Below are 21,048 nucleotides of genomic sequence, written 5' to 3'. Positions count from 1 at the left end.
GCCGGTAAGGAGCCGGTGCGCAGCCGCCGGCTTGTGCCCGTTAGACGAGTCCAGTCAGATCACCCCTTGAAGTCACGCCCAGCTTAGTGAAGACCTGGTACAGGTGGCCTTCCACGGTGCGGACCGACACGCCCATTTCCATGGCGATGTCACGGTTTGAGGCGCCGCGGCCCGCCATCCGGGCAATTTGCCGTTCCCGGCTGGTCAACAGCGGGCTCCCGCTGCTGGGCACGATGGGCAGGTTGGACACGGTGGCGGCCAGGATGTCCAGCCGCGCCTGCGCAGTCCTTGCCGAGAGGGCGTCCCCGTCCTGCCGGGCGAAATCAACCGCCAACGCCATGCACCGGGCCTCAACGGCATCCAGCTCCAGGGTCGCTGCGAGTTCCCCGCCGGCAAGCAGCGCCTTGGCATCCTTCGTCCTGCTCCCGAGGGCAATCAGCCGTGAAACTTCGGCCAGCGGACCCTGGCGGTGGCCTGCGATGTCCTCCAGGAGGCGGAAGTCGGTATCGCTGCCATTCACGGTTGCAGCCAACAGGTACATGCCGCCCAGGGTGTGCCTGCCTGCTTCCAGGTTTCGGCGGCCACCCTGTTTCAGTCCGGCCACGGCCTCGGAGTCGCCCAGCCAGCGCCCGGCGACGAGGGCACAGAACTCGATGATGCTCTCGGTCGCGAACCCTGCCTTGCCGGATGTCCTTTGCAGCTTGGCCAGGTACTTGCGGGCAAAAGCGGCGTTCCCGGTCTGCGCATAGGCCAAGGCCGTGGCAGCGTACGCCGTTCGCAGGGCCGCCTGGACCGGCTGCAGCTCCAGCTGCGCAGCGGCGGAGATCAGGGGTTCAAGGGCCGCCTCGCCCCGACCCGAGAAAGCGAAAGCCACCCCGGCCGCGAGTTCGGTGGCGGCGCTCCGGTACGGCAGCCGGTGGGGCTGGCCGGTGCTGAAGGGGCTGAGGAGGTCGATGCAGCGCCGCCACTGGCCCGCCACCAGCAGGACGAAGTAGGCCTCCCTTGTGTAGCGCTCACGGAGCCCAACGACGTGCGAGGCGTCAGTGAGCTGGCCGCCGAGTTGGCGCATGAGGCTCAATGCGTCCATCTCCCGCCCGGTCAGCGCCAGGGCGCTCATCAGGGTGATGGCTGACTGGAACCGGAAGGCGGTGTCCGGGTTGGCCGCGGGATCGGCCGCCCGTTCCAGCGCGGGAATCATGGCAGCGTAATCGCCGGTATGGGCCTGGTATTCGAATTCGCTCAAGGAGATGCGGTTGGTTGCCACGGCTGCCGGTGCAGGCCAGACCGGATGCTGCGCCGTCCTGTCAAGCCATTCCCTGGCGGTGGCCAGCAGTTCGGGGACCTTGCCCTCATGCTCAGGGATGTAGCGCATCACCCGCGCCTTGGCGGCGACCACCTGGGCATACTCTTCGGGATCGAGGGCCTCGAGCTCGGGCCGGGAAATACTTTCCAGGGCTGCCAAGGCCTGGTCCGGCATGTCCAGCTGCAGGTATGCCGCAGCCTTTTGCCGCTGCGCGGACGCCCATCCGGCATCGGTCCGCTGCACCATCTCCGCATAAGTCAGGGCGAACCGGGGGTCGAAGAGCTGGACTGCGGCCTCGGCGGCCGCCAGCGCCAGCGCAGGAGCCAGTTCGGCTTCGCACTCGTGGGTCCAGGCGGCGAACGACATCAGTTCATCCACCGTCATGGTTGCCGGGTCCGGCTCCCTGCCGCCCAGGAGTACGTTGCGAAGCTCGCGACGCCGGGAGATGCTCAGCCAGGTCCTGACAACGTCCCCGATGTATTTCTCCCGCAGCGACACCCAGCGGTTCTCGGAGTCGTCGATCTCGAGCAGCGCACCGTCCTCCATGTCCGCAACCACATCCGCGCCATAGATCGCGGTGAGGCTCGACAATTCCACCCGCCGGGCGCAGGAGAGCATCTCGATGACCTCCCGGGCTTCGGGAGTTTCCCGTGACCAGCGGGAGCGGACGATGTCATCAAGGCTGGCGGCGCCGTCGAGCACCACCTTGTCCCGCAGCGTCCAGACCGAATCGGAGAGGACCAGGTTTCCGGAGAGCTGCTGTTCGGTGACAAGGGCTTTGAGCAGCAGCGGATTTCCGCCCACCATCTGGTGGTAGGTGCTGACCAGGGAGGAAGCGACCCGGTGTCCCAGCAGCGACAGCAGCACCTGCCTGGTTTGGAGCTCGTTGAGGTTGCTGAGCCGTACTTCGGTCAGCTTCCGGTCCGTCAGCAGCCAGTGGAAGTCAGCGGGGAGGTCGCTGGAGTTGGGGGCGACGGCAACGATTTTCGCGGTGCCGGTCAGCAGGACGTTCAGCAGTACGCCCGCGCTCATGTCGTCGATGCAGGCTGACGTGTCCAGCGTAATGACGCACGGCCTGCCGGCGGCGTCGCTGCGGATCAGTGAGGTGATGCCCCTGAGGATGGCGGTGGGCGACCCCATGTAGGCCTGCGGCAGCCGTGCCAGCAGGAATGACAGGCAACCGTAGGGGGTGGCGGATCCCGAAGGCCCGCTCCGAAGCTGCAGGGACCAGATATCGGGGCCAAGGTCCGCCACGGCAGCGCGGGCAAGGGAGGACTTGCCCACTCCCCTGGGGCCGGTGATCACCACGCCCAAGGAGTTTTCGCTGGTCAGGGCGGTGCGGACGGCGTCGAGGTGGGCGCTTCGTGCAGGCATGGACCATTGCTGGCCCTCCGGGGCCCCGGAGGTTGGCGTGGGCAGCCCGTCACCTTGCGGCGTTGACCCACGTCCCCAGCTGAGTGGCTCGATTGACATGAACTTTTCCCCTACATCCTGCAATAGCGGGATGTAGCCCCATTGCTCCCCGCATAGGAAGAAGAGTACCCCGTGCCACAGACAGGGAAATAGGGCCGGAGGGAACTTTTACGATTCCGGTGGGCGTATTTCCGTTTTGGCAGGGTGGAACTTCTGCTGCGCGGCGGTGAGCCCCTCACGGAGCAGGGTCTCCACGGCGTCGGCGGCATCGTCCAGCAGGAAGGGTAATTCCTTGTGCTCCGCGGTGCCGAAGTCGCGTAGAACAAAGTCGGCAGTGTCCATCCGTCCGGGCGGCCGTCCCACCCCTACGCGCACCCGGAGGTAGTCCTTGGTGCCGAGCGCCTTGGAGATGTCCCGCAACCCGTTATGGCCGCCTTCGCCGCCACCGAGTTTGAGTTTGACCGTGTTGAAGGGAATATCGATTTCGTCATGCACCGCGACAACATGGTCTGCGGGGATGCCATAGAAGTTGGCCAGGGCGGACACGGGGCCACCGGATACGTTCATGTAGGTCATTGGCTTCGCCAGGACCACCCTGGGGCCGCCGATGCCCAGCCGGCCTTCGAGGACCTGGGCGCGGGCTTTGTGGGTCTTGAAGCCGGCACCGATGCGGCCGGCGAGTTCATCGAGCACCATCTGGCCGACGTTGTGCCTGTTGCCGTGGTACTGCGTGCCGGGGTTGCCGAGGCCAACGATCAGCCAGGTGTCAGTCATGGATTCAATCCTAGGGGGACGGCGTGGACAGGATGGCAGACCGAAGGGACGCCGGGCTGCGGACATGGCAGTGGCCGGGCCCCGGGAGGGGTCCGGCCACTGCGGGAACTGCGGAGTGGTTACTCTGCTGCGGCTTCTTCTGCTGCAGGAGCTTCCGCTGCTGCGCCCTCGGCGGCAGCTTCGGTTTCAGTTTCCTCGGCGATTTCAACGGCCTCGGAGATGTTGATGACCAGTGCCTCGGCGTCGGTCAGCAGGACGGTGCCCTTGGGCAGGACCAGGTCGGAGCCGTGGATGTGCTCGCCGGCGCCGCGGCCTTCGATGCTGACGACGACGGACTCGGGCAGGTGGGTGGCCTCGGCTTCGAGGGACACGACGGTCAGTTCCAGGTTGTGGACGGTGCCGGGGGCGGTTTCGCCTTCAACGTGGACCGGAACGTCAACCGTGACCTTTTCGCCCTGGCGGACGGTCAGGAGGTCGATGTGCTCGATGATCTGCTTTACGGGATCGCGCTGGATGTCCTTGACCAGGGCCAGGTGGCCTTCGCCGTTGATGTCCAGGGACAGCAGGGCGTTGGCGGTGCGGACCGCGAGGGTGGTGGCCTTGGCCGGGAGGGTGACGTGGATGGGCTCTGCGCCGTGGCCGTAGATGACGGCGGGGATCAGGTTGGCCATCCGTGCGCGGCGGGCGTAGCCCTTGCCAAATTCGGTGCGCAGTTCTGCTGCGAGCTTCTGCTCAGACATGGAAAACTCCTTGAAGACTAAACGGTGTTCAGCAAGGGCGGAGGTCTGGTGTGACCTTCAACGCCGGGCGGCCCGGAGGCGGCCCTTCAAGAAGGCGGTCCCTGCGAAAGGACCTGCAGACCCAGTCGATAACGGAGGCTATGCCCTCCCTCGCCAAGGTATCGCCTAAAAGACTACCAGCACGGCGACCTTTTCCTTAAATCCCCACCGGCCCCCTGAGCCCGCAAGCTCGCCCAGGGAACCCTGCCGGCGGGGTTTCGTCAAGTACTGTCCTAGGCCTTGCCGTCGAAGAGGCTGGTGACCGAACCGTCGTCGAACACTTCATGGATGGCCCTTGCAATCAAAGGGGCGATGGAAAGCACCGTGAGCTGCGGGAAGCGCTGGGACGAATTCAGCGGCAGCGTGTTGGTGACCACCACTTCGCGTGCACCTGACTCGGAGAGGCGCCGGGCTGCGGGGTCGGAGAACACGGCATGGGTGGCCGCGATGATGACATCCTTGGCGCCGGCGTTCTTCAGGACGGTGACGGCCCCGGAGATGGTTCCGCCGGTGTCGATCATGTCGTCGATCAGGACGCAGGTGCGGCCCTCGATCTGGCCCACGACGGTCTTGGAGACGGCCTGGTTGGGGACGGTGAGGTCGCGGCTCTTGTGGACGAAGGCCAGGGGCGCGCCGCCCAGCCGTTCGGCCCACTGTTCGGCGACACGGACGCGGCCGGTGTCCGGCGACACCACGGTGATGTTGTCCGAACCCACCCGGGTGCGGATGTAGTCGGCCAGCAGCGGGATGGCCATCAGGTGGTCAACCGGGCCATCGAAGAAGCCCTGGATCTGGGAGGTGTGCAGGTCCACGCTCATGATGCGGTCCGCACCGGCGGTCTTGTAGAGGTCCGCCACCAGCCGGGCGGAGATCGGCTCGCGGCCGCGGCCCTTCTTGTCCTGGCGGGCATAGGGGTAGAACGGCGAAACCACCGTGATCCGCTTGGCGGAGGCACGCTTCAGCGAATCGATCATGATCAGCTGTTCCATGAGGTGGTTGTTCAGCGGGGCGGGGTGGGCCTGGATCACGAAGGCGTCGGTACCGCGGACGCTTTCACCGGCCCGGACGTAGATCTCACCGTTGGCGAAGTCGTAGGCATCCAGCGGGAGGAGTTCGGTGCCGAGCTCCTTGGCGATTTCCCTTGCCAGCTCAGGATGTGCCCGCCCGGAGGCGAGCACCAGCTTCTTCTCGCCGTGCGCCGTAATTTCGCTCATTGTTACTTGCCCTCTTCTGTAGATGCCGGGGTACTTGAGGAGTCGTGGGTGGCCGCCTGGGCCAGCTCGGCGGAGCGGGTCCCCGGGCGGTGCGCCGGGACCCAGCCTTCGGTGTTGCGCTGGGCGGCGATGCTCAGGGCAAGGGCGCCGGCCGGTACGTCCTTGCGGATCACCGCGCCGGCGCCGCTGTAGGCACCGTCCCCCACGGTGACCGGGGCAACAAAGACCGTGTTGGAGCCGGTGCGGACACCTGAGCCGATCACCGTGCGGTGCTTCTTCTCGCCGTCGTAATTGGCCGTGATGTTGCCGCAGCCGATGTTGGTGTCCTCGCCGATTTCCGCGTCCCCGGCGTATCCCAGGTGGGACAGCTTGGAGCCGCGGCCAATGGTGACGTTCTTGGTTTCGTAAAAGGCGCCGATCTTTCCCTTTTCACCAAGCACGGTGCCGGGGCGAAGGTAAGTGAAGGGGCCGACGGCGGCGCGCGGGCCGATCACCGAGCCGGAGCCGTGGGTGCGGACCACCGTGGCGCCCTCGCCGACTTCGACGTCGGTCAGGGTGGTGTCGGGGCCGACGACGGCGTCCCTGGCCACCGTCGTGGTGCCGTGAAGCTGGGTGTTGGGCAGGAGCCGGACGTCCTGGTCCAGGGTGACCGACGAATCGATCCACGTGGTGGCAGGGTCCACCACGGTCACGCCGGCACGCATCCACGCTTCCACGGTGCGGCGGTTCAGCTCTGCACCGAGGGCGGCCAGCTGGACGCGGTCATTGGCGCCCTCCACCTGCCAGCGGTCGGCGGTGACGACGGCTGCCACGCGGCCGCCTGCCTCGCGTGCCAGTCCCAGCACGTCGGTGAGGTACTTCTCGCCCTGGGCGTTGTCCGTGGTCACCTTGGCCAGCGCGTCACGGAGCACGGCGGCGTCGAAGGCGTAGATCCCGGAATTGACCTCACGGATCAGCCGTTCGGCCTCGGAGGCATCCTTGTGTTCGCGGATGCCGGTGACGGAGCCGTCCTCTCCGCGGAGGATGCGGCCGTAGCCGGCGGCGTCATCCAGGACCGCCGTGAGGACCGTAACGGCGTTGCCTTCGCGCTCATGGGTGGCAACGAGTTCCGTCAGCAGCCCACCGGACAACAGCGGCACGTCGCCATAGGTCACCACGACGGTGCCGGTGAGGTCCTGGTCAGCGTGCAGCGCCTCAAGCGCGGCTTCAACGGCCCGGCCCGTGCCCGGGACATCATCCTGGTCCACGATCACTGCCTGCGGATCCAGCGCCGCCACGTGCGCTTCCACCAGGTCGCGTTCATGGCGCACCACGATGGCAAGGCGCTGGGGGGCGATGCTGCGGGCGGCGCGGAGGGCGTGGCCCACCATGGACAGGCCGCCGATTTCATGCAGGATTTTGGGGGTACGCGATTTCATCCGGGTACCGGCGCCTGCTGCCAGAACAATTACAGCGGCCGGGCCGGCATTCTCGGGGATCACGTACGGGTTCTCCTTGCTTCGTTGTGCTGGCGCTTGGCGGAACCCGGCGGGCCAAGCCGCCGGGCACCGGGTGCCATCCTCATGATCGCGCCCGGCGCAGCAGTTCCGCCCATAGGATTCGAACCTATACTCCACGGCTCCAAAGGCCGGGGTGCTGCCGTTACACCAGAGCGGACCGTGCCGGAAGTCTCAAGCCCCGGGCACAAGTCCCTATTTTGCCACGGGTTCAGGGCCCTGCGCGACACGGGGCGTTCGGCCGCCGCCCGTCCGGCTGAATCCCGCCGCCGGCGGTGGGGCATGATGGGAAGGTGAGCAACAACCTTCCGCGGATGCGGATGACTGGCCTGCAGCGCCGAAGCCAGCTGATCGACGTCGGCCGCGGCCTTTTCGCCGCCCGGGGGCTGGATGGAACCACCATTGAGGAAATCGCCGCCTGCGCGGGAGTGTCCAAACCGGTCATCTACGAACACTTCGGTTCCAAGGAAGGGCTGTACACCGAAGTGGTGGACTGCGAATTCCACATCCTGCTGGACGCCGTCAACGCCGCCCTGACCGAGCAGGCCAAACCGCGCGTCCTCGTCGAACGGGCCGCCCTGGCCCTGCTCACCTATATCGAGGAGCGCACGGAGGGTTTCCGTATCCTGATGCGCGACGCTCCCCCGTCGCAGCCCGAGGGCGCGTTCTCCACCCTGCTCTCCCACGTCACTGCCCGCGTGGAGCACATCCTCTCCGACGAGTTTTCCCGCCGCGGCCTCAGCGGCGAGGACGGCGCCATGTACGCCCAGATGCTCGTGGGCATGGTGGCCATGACCGGCCAGTGGTGGCAGGACAGCCGCCAGCCGGACAAGCACACCGTGGCCGCCCACCTGGTCAACCTCGCCTGGAACGGCCTCACCGGCCTGAAAAAGGACCCGGAGCTGCAGTCAGAGTTCTAGGCGCTGGTCACCTTCGCGGCGCAGGGCCGTCTCCGGCACCCAAGGTGACCTAGTCCCCCAGGAGCTCGGAGGACTCCAGCCACTCGAGTTCCAGGGCGTCTTTTTCGTCCGTGAGGTCCTTGAGCTGCTTGTTCTGGTCGGCGAGCTTGTCGAAGTCGCCGGCTTCGGTGGTCTTCAGCATCAGGTCGTGAAGCTTCTTTTCGTCTTGGTCGAGCTTCTTGAGCTGCCGTTCGATCCGGTTGAGGGCTTTGCGGGCCTCCCGCTTTTCCGCCTCGGAGGGGCCCGTGCCAGTCGCTGCTGCCGCGGCCTGGGCTGCACTGGTGACGGGGTTTCCGCCGCCCGTGACGGTTGAACCGGCCAATGCCGCTTCACGCAGTTCGAGGTACTGGTCCACGCCGCCGGGAAGGCCGCGGAGCCTTCCGTCGCCGAGCAGGGCCATCTGGTGGTCGGTGACGCGCTCCAGCAGGTAGCGGTCGTGGCTGACCACCACCAAGGTGCCCGGCCAGCCGTCCAGGACGTCCTCCACGGCGGCGAGGGTATCGGTGTCGAGGTCGTTGGTGGGCTCATCGAGCATCAGCACGTTGGGTTCACCCACCAACAGCCGGAGGAGCTGCAGGCGTCGCCGCTCACCGCCGGAGAGGTCGCGCACGGGTGTCCACTGCTTCTGGTTGGTGAATCCGAGCTGCTCCACCAGCTGGCCGGCCGTGAATTCCTTGCCGCCCACGTTGAACGAACGCTTTTCCCGCTCGATGACCTCGATGACGCGCAGGTCAGCGACGTCGTCGAGCTCCTTGACTTCCTGGGTGAGGACCGCGGTGACCACGGTCTTTCCCCGCTTCAGCCGGCCGGCGTCGGGCGTGATCTCGCCGTTGAGCAGCTTCAGGAGGGTGGTCTTGCCGGCGCCGTTGACGCCCACCAGGCCGAGCCGCTCCCCCGGTGCGAGGCGGAGGGTGATGTTGTCGAAGAGCTTCCTGCCCTCATCGCCCTGGAAGTTCAGGGACACGTTCTCGAGGTCCAGGACATCCTTGCCCTGGCGCGCGGTGGCCATCTTGCTCAGGGCCATCGAGTCGCGCGGAGCCGGAACGTCCGCGATGAGCGCGTTGGCTGCCTCGATCCGGAACTTCGGCTTGGCGGTGCGGGCCGGGGCGCCGCGGCGAAGCCAGGCCAGTTCCTTCTTGACCAGCTGCTGGCGCTTGCCTTCGACCACGGAGGCCATCCGGTCCCGTTCGGCCCTGGCCAGCACATAGGCGGCGTAACCGCCTTCGAAGGGGTCCACGATCCCGTCGTGCACCTCCCACGTCTTGGTGCAGACTTCGTCGAGGAACCAACGGTCGTGGGTGACCACCAGGAAGGCGCCCTGGTTAGGCCGCCAGCGCGTCTTCAGGTGCCGGGCCAGCCAGGCAACACCTTCGACGTCGAGGTGGTTGGTGGGTTCGTCGAGCATGATGACGTCGTGGTCCTCGATGAGGAGCTTTGCCAGGGCCACGCGCCGCTTCTGGCCGCCGGAGAGGGCGTGCACGTTGGCATGCCAGTCGACGTCGGACACCAGCCCGCCCATGATCTCGCGGATTTGCGGGTTCCGCGCCCACTCATAATCCGCCTGGTCGCCCACGATCGCGGCGCCGACGGTCAGGTCGCCGTCGAGGACGTCGCTTTGGTCCAGGTACCCGACATTGACGTCACCGCGCTTGGTGACCCGGCCGGAGTCGGGCGTGGAGCGCAGGGCCAGCAGCCGCATCAGGGTGGACTTGCCGTCACCGTTGCGGCCCACCATGCCGATCCGGTCCCCTTCCTCCAATCCCAGGGTGATGCCGTCCAGGACGGTGCGGGTCGCGTAGGAAACCGTGAGGTTCTCGCCGCCAAGAAGGTGTGCCAAGGGAACTGCTTTCTGCTGCCGGACTGGAAGTATTAAAGGAGGGTGTCGGAGATGATGCGCGCGCCCGGGACCGGGCCGTGGACAGGGAGCGCCGTCAGGCCGTAGCGCTGCAGGTCCTCTGCCAGGGCAGCGGCCGCAACGGAGTCCTCGGCCAGCAACGCCACGGTGGGACCGGATCCGGAGACCATGCCCGCGATGGCGCCATGGGATTCACCGATTCCCAGCGTATCGCGCAGCGCAGGCGCGAGTTCAATGGAGGCACGCTGCAGGTCGTTCACCAGTACGCGGCCCAGGGACTCGGCGTCGCCGCCCCGCAGGGCCGCAAGGATTTGCGGATCAACCCCGGTGGGTTCTTCGGCGTCGATTCCCCCGGCCCCGCGCAGGCGGTCCAGGGTCCGGTACACCTCGGGCGTGGAGAGGCCGTAATCCGCCACTACCAGCACCCAGTGGGTTTGCGCCTTGGCCAGGGCCGGAGACAGTTCGTCCCCCAAGCCGAGGCCGACGGCGGTTCCGCCCAGGAGCGAGAACGGAACGTCAGCGCCCAGTTCCCCTGCGAGGTGGGCCAGCTCCTCGCGGGACAGCCCGCTGTTCCAGAGGGCGTCGCAGGCCAGGAGCGTGGCAGCGGCGTCGGCGGAACCACCGCCCATGCCGCCGGCCACCGGTACCCGCTTGGTGATCTCCAAATGCACGCCGGTGGCGTGTTCCGAGACGTCGGCCATGATGGCGGCCGCCTTGTAGGCCAGGTTGCTGCTGTCCAGGGGGATGTCGACGTCGTCGAGGTCCAGGGTGCTTTCCGGACTGAGGCTGATGGTGATGCCGGGGGCAGCGGTACTGGTGGCGGCCACTTCCTCGTACAGGGACACCGCGAGATAGACGCTGGCCACCGAGTGGTAGCCGTCCGCCCGCAGCGGCCCCACTGCCAGGGACACGTTGACCTTGCCGGGCGCCTTGACCCGGACGGTCCTGGCAGCGAAACGCCCTGCCGCGCTCACGGGCGGTTTTCCCTGGCTTCGGCGATCCGGGCGAATGCGGCGATGTCGATGACTTCGCCGCGGGCGGTGGGGTCCACGCCCGCCGCGAGCAGGCAGCGTTCGGCTTCCGGTGCTCCGCCGGCCCAGCCGGCCAGTGCCGCACGGAGCGTCTTGCGCCGCTGCGCAAACGCAGCATCCACCACGGCAAACACCTGCTCGCGCGTGGCAGTGGTGGCCGGTGGTTCGCGGCGGGTGAAGGCCACCAGGCCCGAGTGGATTTTCGGGGCCGGCCAAAAGACGTTCATGCCGATCACACCAGCCTTGCGCATCTGGCTGTACCAGGCGGCCTTGACGGACGGCACACCGTAGGTCTTGGATCCCGGCCCGGCGGCCAGGCGGTCCGCTACCTCGTCCTGCACCATCACCAGTCCGTGCTTCAGGCTGGGGAAATGCTGCAGCAGGTGCAGCACCACGGGAACGGCCACGTTGTACGGCAGGTTGGCCACCAGGGCGGTGGGTTCCACCGGCAGTTCGGTGACCTTCATGGCGTCGGCGTGCACCAGGTGGAAGGCGTTGGCGGCCGCGGGCCGCCATTCCTTCACGGTCTCGGGGAGCTTTGCGGCGAGGACAGGATCGATCTCGACGGCGACGACCGCCGCTGCGGCATCGAGCAGGCCCAGCGTCAGGGAGCCGAGGCCAGGACCGACCTCAAGCACCGTTTCGTCCGGCCGCACGCCCGCGGCCGCAACAATGCGGCGGATCGTGTTGCCGTCAATGACAAAGTTCTGGCCCAGGGTCTTGGTGGGCCTGACCCCGATTTCCGCTGCCATCCGCCGAATGTCGGAGGCACCGAACAGCGGTGCGGGCACGGCGGGGATCGGTTCAGTCACCTAGGTATCCTATCCCGCGCGGCACGCCGGCCCTCCCGGTTAACGGCAAAGGCCGGCCCCGGAGTACCCGGGGCCGGCCATTGCCGTCAGCTGCGCTTGTGCCGTGCGGATCAGCGGCTGGCTGCCCAGCCGCAGCCCCACGGCGACAGGCCGCGCTGCGCGTAGACGCGGTTGGCGATGTCGATCTGCTGGGCTTTGGTGGCGAGGCTCGCGTTCGGGGCGTAAGCGCCGCCGCCGGCGCCGATCCAGGTCTGGATGTCAAACTGCAGGCCACCGTAATAACCGTTGCCGCTGTTGATGCTCCAGTTGCCGGTGGACTCGCACTGGGCGATCTTGTCCCACATGGCCTCGTTCATCATGGCCGGTGCTGCCGCGCCGGTGTTGGCACCTGCAGCGGCGGGGGCCGCCGCGGCCTGGACGGCCGGCTTGGCTTTGGTGCCCACGGTGACCTTCTCGGTGACGGGCTGGACTGCGATATTCTCCGACACCAGGGTGCGGGAGGCCTCCCGGCCATCCACGAGCACCAGCTTGAAGGTGCGCTCGATCCTCCCAGCGGTCCCGGCCTGGGTCACCTGCTTCTCACCCTTAAGCATGTCAGCGCTTTCGGCGGTGACCGTATCGAAGGGGACGTCCTCGCTGGTGACCGCGGTCTGGCCGGTGTCCACCCGGGAGACCTTGATGACCATGTTGTTCACCACGTTGGCGTTGGCCGGCTGCGAGGTGCGGTCGTTGGCGCCGAGGGTCACTCCGGAGTCTTCAAGGACCTTGCCCACTGTGGGTGCGGTGGTGGTGGCCGTGTTGACCTTGCCGTCCGCGACGATGCTGACGGTCTTGGGCGTGGAAATGGAGACGTAGGAACCAGCCAGCGCAAGGGTGGCATCCTTCGGCGCCGACACGGAGGAGGCGCTGGCCACACCGAGTTCGGTCACCAGGTCCTCGACGTCCTGCGCCGTGGTGTTGACCGTCTTCTCGGCCCCGTCAAGGCTGACCTTGACTTCCTTGGCCTGGTTGATGTTGATGATGGTGCCGTCCTGGACGGTGGCGTCCAGGGAGGGCGAGACGCGGTCGCCGGGCTTCAGGTCCAGGTTGGCGCTCTTGACCACCTGTGCCACTGTTCCACCAAAGGACTGCACGGACGACGCTTGGCCGTCCACGTTGAGCGTGACTGTTTTGTTATTGCCCACGAAGGCTACGAGGCCTGCGACCAGGCCGCAAAGCACCAGCAGCTGGGCGCCAACCTTAATAAAGCTGAACTTGCCGTCCGATGTGAAGAACTTGATCACGATTGCCCGTAACTCTCGGTCCATCCGGGCACGGGGAATGCGCAATAAAATGCCCGGAGCAACCTCGAAAGGAGGGTCCGGGCACCGGTGCGCCGCCACACTCCGCACAGCTTTATGGCCGGATATTGGTCAAGCCGGGCCGGCTGCAAGTGGAGTGAAATTACCCGTTGGCCTTCCCCGACCCCGGCTAATAGTTGTCCACTGTAACCGTAGCGTTATAAAGCAGCCAACATTTTTGCATACCAGGTATACGGTCGGCGGTGGTGCGGCAGGCAGCGATCAGGACCAGGATCCGTATGCCCGTACGGTATTTTCGCTGATTGCGGTGCACAGGGCGGCAAGGTCGGAGCCTGTCAATTCTGCCATGGCCCGCACGGTGTAAGGGACCATGTAGCTCGCGTTCGGACGCCCCCTGTGCGGGTGCGGCGTGAGGAACGGGGCGTCCGTTTCCACCATGACAAGCTCCCGGGCAGCGACCGCGAGCGCGGCCCGCAGGTTTGCAGCGTTCTTGAACGTCAGGGTGCCGGCGAAGGACATCCACCAGCCCTGCTCATTGCACGTCCTGGCAAGGTCTTCATCCCCGGAGAAGCAATGGAACACCACCCGTTCCGGCGCCCCTTCCTCCCGGAGTACCCGGACCACGTCACCGTGCGCGTCCCGGTCATGGATCTGCAGGGTCAGGTCCAGCCGCTTTGCGATATCGATGTGGCGCCGGAACGAGTACTCCTGGTGCCGCAGCCCCGCCCCTTCCGTGCGGTAGAAGTCCAGCCCGGTTTCGCCGATGGCCCGGATGCGGGGATGCGCGGCGAGCTGTTCGATCTCGGCAAGGGCCGCTTCCAGTTCACCCCGGGCCGCGTACTGCGGGGCATCGTTGGGATGCAGTGCCACCGCTCCCAGGAGCCGTTCGTCCAGGTCCACCGCTTCCACTGTGAACCGCGAGGACTCCAGGTCGCAGCCAACCTGCACAGCACCCAGCACCCCGACGGCCTCTGCTGCGTCGAGGGCAGCCTTGACCCCTACCGGGCCCTTTCCTTCCGGGAAGTCCAGGTGGGTGTGGTTGTCCATGACCGGGACCGGCAACGGTTCCGGCGCCGGCGGGAAATCCCTGCGGCGTCCTGCGTCGGGATCCGTGGTTGCATCTGCGGCAGGCGCCCGGTAGGCGGGGGGAATGGACGATTCGCACATCCAATCAGCCTAGCGGCCACATGACTCCCCCATATTTGCCGGAACTCTCTGTCAGGCAGGGCAGTTGTGTTAGTAGTCTGGAACGAACACACGCGCACGCCCACCGAGGGGCGAAGGCAGGCTTGCTGTCACGTCCAGGTGAAACCCGGGCTGAAAGGTTGCCGATGGAACCCCACCGACGCACTGCCAACAATGGAAGCGCACCGAACCTCAACCTGGCCGGCGTCGCCGATCCCGTCAGCCACCTGAACGGCCACAGGCCGGCACCCATGGAGTCCGGGGCCTTCCACGCAGCCGCGCAACGCATCCTGACCACCGTCAACACGGTCATCGACGGCAAATCCGATGCCGCCAAGCTGGCGCTCACTGTCCTCCTCGCCCAGGGCCACCTGCTGGTGGAGGACGTGCCCGGCGTCGGAAAGACCCTGCTGGCAAAAACCCTTGCCCGCACCATTGACTGCACCGTCAACCGCATCCAGTTCACCCCCGACCTCCTGCCCTCCGACGTCACGGGGGTGTCCATCTACAACCAGGCCTCCAGGCTCTTCGAATTCCGGCCCGGTGCAGTGTTCGCCAACATTGTTATCGGCGACGAAATCAACCGGGCATCCGCCAAGACCCAGTCCGCACTCCTGGAATGCATGGAGGAGCACCAGGTGACGGTGGACGGCACCTCCTACAAACTCGATGAGCCGTTCATGGTGGTGGCCACCCAGAACCCCATCGAAATGGAAGGGACGTATCCGCTGCCCGAGGCACAGCGGGACCGCTTCATGGCCAGGATTTCCATGGGCTACCCGGACAAGGACGCCGAGATCGAGATGCTCGAGACCCATCAGGCGGTCTCGCCGCTGGCGAACGTCTCCCCCGTGGTCACAGCCGGCGATGTCGCCGCCATGATTGCCAGCGTCCAGCAGGTCTTCGTGTCCGGGCCGGTGAAGGAATACACGGTGTCAGTGGGCAGGGCCACGAGGGAAAGCCCGCTGCTGCGGCTCGGCGCGAGCCCCCGGTCCATGCTGCAGCTGCTGCGCGCCGCCAAGGCCACGGCAGCCCTGGACGGACGCGATTTTGTCCTTCCGGACGATGTAGGCGACGTGGCAGAGGCAGTCCTGGCGCACAGGATCATCCTTGACCGGAAGGCTGCCGGCGCCGGCGAAACACCGCACAGCGTCCTGCGGGGCATCCTGTCCCGGCTGCCCGTGCCGCAGGCTGCCGCCGGGCAGCCCGACCGGGCCGGGGCCCCAGCCGGCAGCAGGAACCGCTAGGCGGATGCCATGGCCCTCCTGGACAAGCTCCCGCGGCACCTGTTCACCAGGCGCGGGTGGGGCATGCTGGCAGCAGGCGCCTTCGCGCTCGCTGCGGCCCAGGTCATGGGACGCCGTGACCTCCTGACCCTGGCACTGCTGCTGCTTCTGCTGCCCCTTGTCTCCCTTGCCGGCGTCCGCCTCGTCAAACCGCGTTTCCGGGTCTACCGGGAATTCAACCCCTCTCCGGTGGAAACCTCGGCGCCGGCGGTAGTCTCCCTCGCGGTGGCCAGGACCGGCCCGGGCAGCGGGCGGGTGGTCATGGAGGAGCGGCTCCCGGCGCAGTTCGGCCACCCGCCCGCCTTCCGGTTCCCGTCCCGCGCCGCCACCGGCGGCACCAGCCGCTACGAATACCACCTCACGTCCAGGTATCGCGGGCAGTTCAGGATTGGACCGGTCACGGCCGAGTTCACCGACCCCTTCGGTCTGTCGCTGCACCGGCGGTCCATTGACGACGGCGACGTCCTCACCGTGACGCCTGCCGCCGTCGTCCTGCCTGCCACTGGATTGGCAGGAGCCCGGGGCAACGACGGCGTCACCGCCACGCGGGTCCGGGCGAACCCGAGCGATGACGACGTAATGACCCGCGAATACCGCCACGGCGACCCGATGCGGAGGGTCCACTGGGCTGCCACGGCCAGGCACGGGGCCCTGATGGTCCGGCAGGAGGAATCCGTGACCACGCCGGAGGCGACCATCATCCTGGACCACCGTTCCGGTGCGTTCGCAGGTGGGCCGGGCACCTCGTCCCCGGGGCTGCGGGGCCACGACGGGCATGCGCCGGCCACCAGCGACACGTTTGAATGGTCGGTTGTTGCTGCCATGTCCGTCAGCGCGCACCTGGCAGAACGCAATTACGGCCTTCGCCTGCTGGATGCCGGAGGCGAACCAGCGTTCCTGCACTCGCCCTCTTCCCCCGAGCCGGCGGCCGAGGAGTACAGCGGCCCGTCCGGCCTGCAGTCGATCGCCGAAAGCCTGGCTGCGATCCACCTCTCCGGCCCGCTCCACCCACGGCGGGACGGCGTGCTCCCGGACAAAGGCGGGCGTGCCGCGGAGCACCGGGCCACGGGAACGCGGACGCATCCGGGCATCGACCAGGGGCCGCCGGCGTTTGACGACCACTTGATGGACAAGCTCTCCGCCCACCGGATGAGGGGGCCGCTGATTGCAGTGCTGGGCCGGATTACCGGCGAGGAAGCGGCGGCCCTTGCTCCGGCAGCCGCATATGGCACGGACGCATTCGCCCTCCTGGCGGTGGAACGTCCCGCGGAGTTCCAGCATGTCCTGGAGGTACTCCGGCAGGGCGGCTGGCGGGCAGTGGCCGCGGGGCCCAACACCCGGCTTTCTGCGGTGTGGGGCCAGTTCGGGCAGGAGCCGGCCCTCCCGGTGGCGCCGGCGTCGGAGGTCCGCCGGGGAGCGGGGGTGGCCAAATGACCATGGCACCGGCCCGGCCAACGGGTGAGGGGCAGCAAGCGCACGACAATCCCGGGGTGCCTGCCCGGCGAACGGGCCCGGGGGCCTATCCCTGGGCCATGGCGGCAGCCATTGCGGCGGCGGCCTGCGGCGCTGCCCTGTCCCTGAACGGCGTCCTTCGCGGCTGGAACTGGTACTGGGCCGCCATGACCACGGTAATGGCGGTGGCCTTCACCATGGCAGCACTCCGTTCCGTTCGCGCCCAGCCCCTGCTGGTGACCGCCGGCGGGTTCGTGGCCCTGGGCGGGGTGCTGACCCTGACGTTTTTCCGCAGTTCCAGTTTCCTTTGGGTCTTCCCCACCGGAGCCACACTGCCTGAGCTGGACAAGTTGATCCAGCGCGCCAGCGAAACAGTCCTGGCCGAGACAGCGCCCGTGGCGCCGAACGCCGGAATTGTCATGGTGGTCTGCGCCATTCTCGGCCTGGCCGTCATCCTGGTCGATGCCCTCGCGGTGCCGTTGGGCATGCCCGCGGCTTCCGGCGTCGGGCTGCTGGCCCTGCTGGTGGTCCCGGCCATGATCAAACCCCAGAGTGTGGGCGCCTGGAGTTTCGTTGCCACGGCGGCGGGGTACCTGCTGATCCTTGCCTGCAGCCAGTGGTTCGCACCGGACGGCAGGGTGCAGGGCGGGTCGGCACGCAGCCCGGGGCTGATGCGGCGGGCTGCCGTCACCGGCGCCGTAGCCCTGGCCGCCACCCTGGTGCTGCCCCTGGCCATTCCCGGCTTCGACCGTGGCACCTTCCCGCAGGGGTCACGGCTGAACCCGTGGGGCAGCTCCACCGGCCTCAACCCGATGATCACGCTGGGCAGCAGCCTGCGCACCCCTGACGGAAGCGGCAGGATCACGTACGCCACCAATTCGCCCGTACCTCTCTACCTTCGCTCGGTGACGGTGGAGAATTTCGACGGCGACTCCTGGGGCCCGGATGACCGTACCGGCTCCAGGGTGCCGCTGGACGGCCGGATCGACCCCGGCTATCCGGTCCTCACCGACGAGCAGGTGCGCCTTGTCACCGCCATCGACGCCGGGTCCTTCACGAGCCCGTACCTCCCGGTCCCCTATGCGCCGGAAACCGTCAGCGGCCTGGGCGGCCAGTGGACCTGGGATCCCGCCACGCTGAGCATCAAGGGCACTGACACCACCACCCGGCGGCAGGAATACCTGGTGACCTCCGCGGTGCCCAAGCTCACTTCAGCCCTGCTGGCCCAGTCCTCGGGTCAGGCCCGGGGCATCGCCGATGTGTTTACCAGGGTCCCGGGCAATGTGCCGGACATTGTGAAAACCACGGCGCAGAGCGTGGCTGGAGGCGCGGGGACGCCATACCAGAAGGCCATGGCCATCCAGAAGTACCTCCGGTCCTCCGAGTTCACCTACTCGCTCCAATCACCGGTGCAGGGCGGCTACGACGGCAACGGGCTCTCGGTCCTGGCCGACTTCCTGCAGCAAAAGAGTGGGTACTGCATCCACTACGCCTCCGCGATGGCGGTAATGGCAAGGCTGGAAGGCATTCCGAGCAGGATTGCCGTGGGTTACGCGCCGGGCAGGCTGACCGGGGCCAGCATCACGGTGGCCGGGCAGGGCTCGCTCCCGGAGTACGAGGCGGATGCGCGCGACGCCCACGCCTGGCCCGAGCTGTACTTCCAGGGGCTTGGTTGGGTGGCGTTCGAACCAACGCCCTCCCGTGGAGTTGTTCCCGACTACGCCACCGAGGCTTCGGCATCATCCGGTGCCGAGTCCCTGGGCAACAACGACGGACTCATTCCTGATATTGCCCCGGTGCCCTCACCGGCCGGCACGGCAACTGCACAGCCCGTACCCGGCGCAGGCGGCAGCGGCACCGGCGACGGCCCGCAGTTGCTGCCTTGGCTCCTCGGCACGGCCGGAGCCGGTGCCCTGCTGCTCCTGGCCGGCGCCCCGCATATGGTCCGCGCCGGCACCCGGTCGCGACGGCTGCACCCCAAGCGTCCGGACCTGGCAGTCCCCCTGGCGTGGAGCGAACTGAGGGACCTCGGCACCGACTATGGGCTGCCGCCCGGAGAGAGCGAGACGCCGAGGACCTATGCGGCCCGGTTCCGCAGCGCGCTGCTGGGCGAGCCGGACGGTATGGACCGGGACGCCCACGTGGCGGTGGCATCCCTTACCGCGGCCTTCGAACAGCACAGGTACGGCCGTCCCGGCAGTGAACGGCCGGCGGGCGAGGACTTTGCTGCCGGGGTTGCCGCCGTGGAGGAGTCCCTCCAGGCGAACGCTACCCGGTCCAGGCGGTGGGCGGCCTCATGGCTCCCCCGGTCCGTCATGCGCCGCCTGGGGCTGCTGCTGGGAATGCCGTTCAGCGCAGCGGGCCGCACCATCCGGCACCTGCCGCGTCCCGGGGGGCGGGCGGAGCCAGCAACGGACGACGCCGGCAGCAGGTCCCGCGGAGGCTGAACGCACAGTGCCGGCCGGGAAATTTCCCGGCCGGCACTGCGCTGGTTTCCAGCCGGAATCAGCCGGCGTATGGGTCAGCGATACCGATGTACTGCGTGTAGAGGTACTCCTCGATGCCTTCCAGCCCGCCTTCACGGCCCAGGCCCGACTGCTTCACGCCGCCGAACGGCGCCGCAGCGTTGGAGATGACGCCGGCGTTCAGCCCGAGCATGCCGGTCTCCAGCTTTTCGCCCATCCGGATACCCCGGTTGATGTCCTTGGTGAAGACATAGGCCACCAGTCCGTACTCGGTGTTGTTGGCCAGGCGGACAGCTTCGTCTTCGCTGCCGAAGGTGATGATCGGGGCCACCGGGCCGAAGATTTCCTCGGACAGGATGCGCGTTCCCTCGGCGACTCCGGACAGGATGGTGGGCTGGTAGAAGTAGCCCGGCCCCTCCACCGGTCCGCCGCCCAGGACGGCCTTGGCGCCGGAAGCGACGGCGTCGGAGACCAGTTCGTGGACCTTGTCCCGGCTCTTCGCATCGATCAGCGGCCCCACCTTGGATTCCGGCTCAGTGCCGCGGGCCGTGGTCATCTCCTTCATTTTCGCGGCGAACTTCTCCGCGAATTCGGCCGCGACGGACTCGTGGACGATGAACCTGTTGGCAGCGGTGCAGGCCTCGCCCATGTTGCGGAGCTTCGCCGCCATGGCGCCGGTAACGGCGGCGTCCAGGTCGGCGTCCTCGAAGACCAGGAACGGGGCATTGCCGCCGAGCTCCATGGAGGTGCGCAGCACGTTCCCGGAGGCATCGGCCAGCAGGCGGCGGCCAACTTCGGTGGACCCGGTGAAGGACAGCTTGCGGAGGCGGGAGTCCTTGATCAGGGGTCCGGTGGTAGCCCCGGCCGTGGAGGTGGGAATGACGTTGAGGACACCAGCGGGCAGGCCGGCCTCCTGCATGACTGCGGCGAACAGCTGGGAGGTCAGCGGGGTAAGGTTCGCCGACTTCAGCACCATGGTGCAGCCGGCCGCGACGGCGGGGGCAATCTTGCGGGTGGCCATGGCCAGCGGGAAGTTCCACGGGGTGATCAGCAGGCACGGACCCACCGGCTTCTTGGTGACCAGGAGGCGGGACTTGCCGTCGGGGGAAACGGAGTAGCGGCCAAAGGCACGCACTGCTTCCTCGGAGAACCAGCGCAGGAATTCAGCGCCGTAGGTCACTTCGCCGCGTGCTTCGGCCAGCGGCTTGCCCATTTCCATGGTCATCAGGAGGGCGAAGTCTTCGGCCCTCTCCGTCACCAGGTCGAAGGCCCGGCGGAGGATTTCGCCGCGTTCGCGGGGCGGGACCTTGGCCCAGGACTCCTGGGCTGCTGCGGCAGCGTCCAGGGCCGCCGCACCGTCCTCGGGGCCGGCGTCGGCGATGCTCAGCAGCACCTTCCCGGTGGCGGGATCCTCGACGTCGAACGTCTTGCCTGAAGCGGCGTCGCGCCACTCACCGTTGATGAGCAGCCCGGTGGGAACGGAGGCCAAAAGCCGGGTTTCGCGCTCGGCGGTAACGGCCGGCTGTGCAGTGACAGTCACGATGACTCCCTCGTCGGTAGGGTTGTGGCAGCCCGTCGCCGCGGCCGGAGTGACCGGGATCATGGGGCTGATTAACAGCCAGACTACTGCGGGGCCCTGCCATGGTCTACGCCGTTGCGCACTGCGGATTCGCTGCCGTGCTGTGCAGCTGCACAGCACGGCACCATGCTTCCAGAGTTGGCT

At 67.5% G+C, this 21,048-nt stretch carries 15 protein-coding genes and 1 tRNA gene; 4 read left to right on the top strand and 12 right to left on the bottom strand.

The features are described from left to right. Positions 1 to 40: 40 nt before the first annotated feature. The 6 genes from NIBR502770_RS03670 to NIBR502770_RS03645 all read right to left on the bottom strand — a co-directional run bounded on the left by NIBR502770_RS03670 (position 41) and on the right by NIBR502770_RS03645 (position 7,139). Positions 41 to 2,677: a LuxR C-terminal-related transcriptional regulator gene (locus tag NIBR502770_RS03670; protein ID WP_141181061.1), complete on the bottom strand. Its 2,637-nt coding sequence runs from the start codon at positions 2,675 to 2,677 to the stop codon at positions 41 to 43. Positions 2,678 to 2,884: 207 nt separating this feature from the next. Then, positions 2,885 to 3,490, bottom strand: a complete 606-nt coding sequence (gene pth, locus NIBR502770_RS03665) for an aminoacyl-tRNA hydrolase (protein ID WP_141181060.1) — start codon at positions 3,488 to 3,490, stop codon at positions 2,885 to 2,887. A 119-nt stretch (positions 3,491 to 3,609) separates the two neighbouring features. Then, positions 3,610 to 4,230 (bottom strand): 50S ribosomal protein L25/general stress protein Ctc, encoded by a 621-nt coding sequence (locus NIBR502770_RS03660; protein WP_141161137.1) that lies wholly within the window; start codon positions 4,228 to 4,230, stop codon positions 3,610 to 3,612. A gap of 272 nt (positions 4,231 to 4,502) precedes the next feature. After that, positions 4,503 to 5,483 (bottom strand): ribose-phosphate diphosphokinase, encoded by a 981-nt coding sequence (locus tag NIBR502770_RS03655; RefSeq protein ID WP_141181059.1) that lies wholly within the window; start codon positions 5,481 to 5,483, stop codon positions 4,503 to 4,505. Positions 5,484 to 5,485: 2 nt separating this feature from the next. Continuing rightward, complete coding sequence (glmU, locus tag NIBR502770_RS03650) at positions 5,486 to 6,964, bottom strand: bifunctional UDP-N-acetylglucosamine diphosphorylase/glucosamine-1-phosphate N-acetyltransferase GlmU (protein ID WP_141181058.1); 1,479 nt, start codon at positions 6,962 to 6,964, stop codon at positions 5,486 to 5,488. A gap of 103 nt (positions 6,965 to 7,067) precedes the next feature. After that, positions 7,068 to 7,139 (bottom strand) — tRNA-Gln (locus NIBR502770_RS03645). A 133-nt stretch (positions 7,140 to 7,272) separates the two neighbouring features. Here NIBR502770_RS03645 and NIBR502770_RS03640 point away from each other — a divergent pair. Next, complete coding sequence (locus tag NIBR502770_RS03640; RefSeq protein ID WP_141161140.1) at positions 7,273 to 7,899, top strand: TetR/AcrR family transcriptional regulator; 627 nt, start codon at positions 7,273 to 7,275, stop codon at positions 7,897 to 7,899. 49 nt (positions 7,900 to 7,948) lie between these two features. Here NIBR502770_RS03640 and NIBR502770_RS03635 read toward each other — a convergent pair whose 3' ends face one another. The 5 genes from NIBR502770_RS03635 to NIBR502770_RS03615 form a co-directional block, all read right to left on the bottom strand. Next, entirely contained in the window at positions 7,949 to 9,775 is a 1,827-nt protein-coding gene (locus NIBR502770_RS03635; protein ID WP_141161141.1) for an ABC-F family ATP-binding cassette domain-containing protein, read from the bottom strand. Positions 9,776 to 9,807: 32 nt separating this feature from the next. Beyond that, the gene (locus NIBR502770_RS03630) at positions 9,808 to 10,767 is read right to left on the bottom strand and encodes a 4-(cytidine 5'-diphospho)-2-C-methyl-D-erythritol kinase (protein ID WP_141161142.1); all 960 of its coding nucleotides are present in this window, start codon (positions 10,765 to 10,767) and stop codon (positions 9,808 to 9,810) included. Next, complete coding sequence (rsmA, locus tag NIBR502770_RS03625; protein ID WP_141181057.1) at positions 10,764 to 11,636, bottom strand: 16S rRNA (adenine(1518)-N(6)/adenine(1519)-N(6))-dimethyltransferase RsmA; 873 nt, start codon at positions 11,634 to 11,636, stop codon at positions 10,764 to 10,766. The genes NIBR502770_RS03630 and rsmA overlap by 4 nt, the downstream gene beginning before the upstream one ends. A 110-nt stretch (positions 11,637 to 11,746) precedes the next feature. After that, on the bottom strand, positions 11,747 to 12,943 hold the full coding sequence (locus NIBR502770_RS03620) for a resuscitation-promoting factor (RefSeq protein WP_246857386.1): 1,197 nt from the start codon (positions 12,941 to 12,943) through the stop codon (positions 11,747 to 11,749). A 255-nt stretch (positions 12,944 to 13,198) separates the two neighbouring features. Further along, complete coding sequence (locus NIBR502770_RS03615) at positions 13,199 to 14,104, bottom strand: TatD family hydrolase (RefSeq protein ID WP_141181056.1); 906 nt, start codon at positions 14,102 to 14,104, stop codon at positions 13,199 to 13,201. A 164-nt stretch (positions 14,105 to 14,268) separates the two neighbouring features. Here NIBR502770_RS03615 and NIBR502770_RS03610 point away from each other — a divergent pair, with 164 nt between their 5' ends. From NIBR502770_RS03610 to NIBR502770_RS03600, 3 genes are read left to right on the top strand one after another with little or no spacing between them, the layout of a single operon-like run. Further along, entirely contained in the window at positions 14,269 to 15,369 is a 1,101-nt protein-coding gene (locus tag NIBR502770_RS03610) for a MoxR family ATPase (RefSeq protein WP_141181055.1), read from the top strand. A 9-nt stretch (positions 15,370 to 15,378) separates the two neighbouring features. Continuing rightward, complete coding sequence (locus NIBR502770_RS03605; protein WP_141181054.1) at positions 15,379 to 16,842, top strand: DUF58 domain-containing protein; 1,464 nt, start codon at positions 15,379 to 15,381, stop codon at positions 16,840 to 16,842. After that, positions 16,839 to 19,307, top strand: coding sequence for a DUF3488 and transglutaminase-like domain-containing protein (locus NIBR502770_RS03600; RefSeq protein WP_141181053.1), 2,469 nt, complete (start codon positions 16,839 to 16,841; stop codon positions 19,305 to 19,307). The genes NIBR502770_RS03605 and NIBR502770_RS03600 overlap by 4 nt, the downstream gene beginning before the upstream one ends. A 58-nt stretch (positions 19,308 to 19,365) precedes the next feature. Here NIBR502770_RS03600 and NIBR502770_RS03595 read toward each other — a convergent pair whose 3' ends face one another. After that, the gene (locus tag NIBR502770_RS03595) at positions 19,366 to 20,865 is read right to left on the bottom strand and encodes an NAD-dependent succinate-semialdehyde dehydrogenase (RefSeq protein WP_141181052.1); all 1,500 of its coding nucleotides are present in this window, start codon (positions 20,863 to 20,865) and stop codon (positions 19,366 to 19,368) included. Positions 20,866 to 21,048: the final 183 nt, after the last annotated feature.

This window comes from Pseudarthrobacter sp. NIBRBAC000502770, assembly GCF_006517815.1.
Classification (GTDB): domain Bacteria; phylum Actinomycetota; class Actinomycetes; order Actinomycetales; family Micrococcaceae; genus Arthrobacter; species Arthrobacter niigatensis.
This window is presented reverse-complemented; position numbering and strand designations above follow the sequence as displayed.